Source organism: Cognatiyoonia sediminum (genome assembly GCF_900129845.1).
GTDB lineage: Bacteria > Pseudomonadota > Alphaproteobacteria > Rhodobacterales > Rhodobacteraceae > Cognatiyoonia > Cognatiyoonia sediminum.
In genome coordinates, this window is sequence record NZ_FQXB01000011.1 from 1 (window position 1) to 2,382 (window position 2,382).

Below are 2,382 nucleotides of genomic sequence, written 5' to 3' on the forward strand. Positions count from 1 at the left end.
CGCCTCGAAGGCATGGAAGGCCACGCCCGCGCCGCAGACGTCCGCCTCGCCAAATACTTCCCAGGGCAGAACTTTGATCTAACGGCGGCTGAATAGACCAATGAACGATCCGCGCGATCTTTTTGATTTGTCAGGTCGCGTGGCCTGTATCACTGGCGCAAGTTCCGGCCTTGGGCGACAAGCAGCTCGTGCTCTTGCCGCCGCCGGAGCGAATGTCGTTGGCGTTGCGCGACGACAATCAGCTCTGGACAGTCTTTGCGACGAACTCGGTGCGAAGGGAGCAGCTGTTGCGGCAGATGTCGCTGACCGTGACAAGCTGGATGCCATGGCTGCTGCTATCTCAGAGCCTTTCGGCCCGCCAGATATTGTCATCCACGCCGCGGGCGTCAACACCCGCGAACCCGCTGATGATGTGACTGATAAAGGTTGGGATCAGACCTTGGCCCTAAACCTCAGCACTCCATTCTTTCTAAGCCGTGCTTTTGTACCTGCGATGAAAGCAAAAGGTTGGGGCCGGATCGTGAACTTTGCCTCGCTGCAAACCACTCGCGCGTTTCCCGGCGGCATCGCCTATGGGGCCACCAAGGGCGGCGTCGCACAATTGACCCGCGCGATGGCCGAGGCTTGGTCGCGCTATGGTATCACCGCTAACGCCATCGGCCCCGGGTTTTTCCCAACCGAACTGACCCAAGCGGTATTTGACGATCCAGACCGAGCGGCGCGAAATGCGGCACAAACATGCATCGGGCGAAATGGCGAGATGTCTGACATGGATGGCCCGATCTTGTTTCTGTGCTCTGACGCATCCTCCTATGTGACAGGTCAGGTCCTCATGGTTGATGGAGGGTTCACCGCAAAATGAAAGCACTGGTTTATGATGGTGTTGAAACACTTGGGTACCGCGATGTGCCCGATGCGACGCCGCAAGCAGATGAACATCTGATCCGCGTTGATGCGGTGGGTATCTGCGGATCCGATATGCACGCCTATCTCGGCCATGATGCAAGGCGTCCGGCGCCGCTGATCTTGGGGCACGAGGCGGCGGGCGTTATCGTCGGCGGACCAAAAGATGGCATGCGCGTCACCATTAATCCGCTTGTGATCAACCCCGATTCTGCGGCCTCACGCGCGGGTCGCGAAAACCTTTGCCCCGACCGGCAAATCATCTCGATGCCACCGCGAGAAGGAGCCTTTGCCGAACTCGTTGCGATGCCGGAACGCAATCTTGTCCAAGTGCCAGATCATGTGCCGCTGACGACGGCAGCCTTGGTCGAACCGCTCGCAGTGAGTTGGCACACCGTCCGATTGACATTGGAAGCCATCCATCCAGCGATGGACCGAACGGCATTGGTCATCGGTGGCGGTGCCATCGGTCTCGCCGCCGCATTGGCGTTCAAAGCGCAAGGGATTAATGATGTCACGGTCGTTGAGCCCAATCCAGAACGCCGCGCCTTTTTGCGAGATCTTTGTGGGCAGAACACTGTAGCCGCGGCCGAAGGCAAATACCCGATGGTGGTGGATGCAGTTGGCTTCTCTGCCACGCGGGCTGTTGCCAGCGCTCATACCCAACCCGGGGGCGTGATCGCACATGTCGGCCTAGGGGACAGCGACGGAGGCTTTGATATTCGCCGCGCGACGTTGCAAGAGATTACCTTCATCGGCACTTATACCTACACCGCACAGGATTTCCGTGACACCGCCGAAGCCCTCTTTGATGGCCGTCTAGGAGATGTCAATTGGATTGAGCTGCGGGGCCTATCGGAAGGCGCTCAAGCCTTCAAAGACATTCGCGCGGGGCAGGTGGCCGCCCCAAAAATTGTTTTATTGCCCGGAACTTGATCGGGCTGAGGAGACCAAAGATGTATAAGAAAATCTTAGTTCCAATGGCTTTAGACCACGGCCTTTCAGAGAAGACTTTGGAAATTGCCAAAGCGCTTGCCGGTCCCGATGGAAACATCGTGGCGCTTCACGTCTACGAAGCCCCGCAAGGGTCGGTGCAGACCTACCTCGATGCCGATGTGAAAAAACAAGCAGTCGATAATGCCATTGCGCAGTTGGAGGCCAAAACCGCCCATCTGGAGGATATCCAGACCGAGATGGTTATGGGACATACCTACCGCAGCATCATCGATTATGCCGCAGCCAATGATGTGGAATGTATCGTGATGGGCTCGCACAAACCCGGGTTCAGCGACTATTTGCTGGGCTCTACTGCCGCGCGTGTGGTTCGCCACGCGCCATGCGCCGTTCATGTATACCGCACAACTTAGCAGCGCTTACCCGCTCTCAAGAAAGGACTATCGATGAACATCGACAAAAAGATCACGGATGATCTTGTTGCGAATGACATCTCTTTTGTGACCACCGTGCCCTGCAAGCAGC

3 protein-coding genes and 1 pseudogene are annotated in these 2,382 nt (G+C 57.3%); all 4 read left to right on the plus strand.

The annotated features are described in order from the left end of the window. The first annotated feature begins 100 nt into the window (after window positions 1-100). Window positions 101-862, plus strand: coding sequence for an SDR family NAD(P)-dependent oxidoreductase (locus BUA85_RS16415; protein WP_072903045.1), 762 nt, complete (start codon window positions 101-103; stop codon window positions 860-862). After that, the gene (locus BUA85_RS16420) at window positions 859-1,839 is read left to right on the plus strand and encodes an alcohol dehydrogenase catalytic domain-containing protein (protein WP_072903046.1); all 981 of its coding nucleotides are present in this window, start codon (window positions 859-861) and stop codon (window positions 1,837-1,839) included. Before BUA85_RS16415 ends, BUA85_RS16420 begins: the two co-directional genes overlap by 4 nt. A gap of 20 nt (window positions 1,840-1,859) precedes the next feature. Next, on the plus strand, window positions 1,860-2,270 hold the full coding sequence (locus BUA85_RS16425) for a universal stress protein (protein WP_072903048.1): 411 nt from the start codon (window positions 1,860-1,862) through the stop codon (window positions 2,268-2,270). A gap of 33 nt (window positions 2,271-2,303) precedes the next feature. After that, window positions 2,304-2,382 (plus strand): annotated as a pseudogene (locus BUA85_RS16645) (sulfopyruvate decarboxylase subunit alpha); the annotation flags it as partial.

Bases quoted from the DNA above. Each gene is read 5' to 3' on its own strand.
- BUA85_RS16415 (WP_072903045.1), top strand. From the start codon at position 101: ATGAACGATCCGCGCGATCTTTTTGATTTGTCAGGTCGCGTGGCCTGT.
- BUA85_RS16420 (WP_072903046.1), top strand. From the start codon at position 859: ATGAAAGCACTGGTTTATGATGGTGTTGAAACACTTGGGTACCGCGAT.
- BUA85_RS16425 (WP_072903048.1), top strand. From the start codon at position 1,860: ATGTATAAGAAAATCTTAGTTCCAATGGCTTTAGACCACGGCCTTTCA.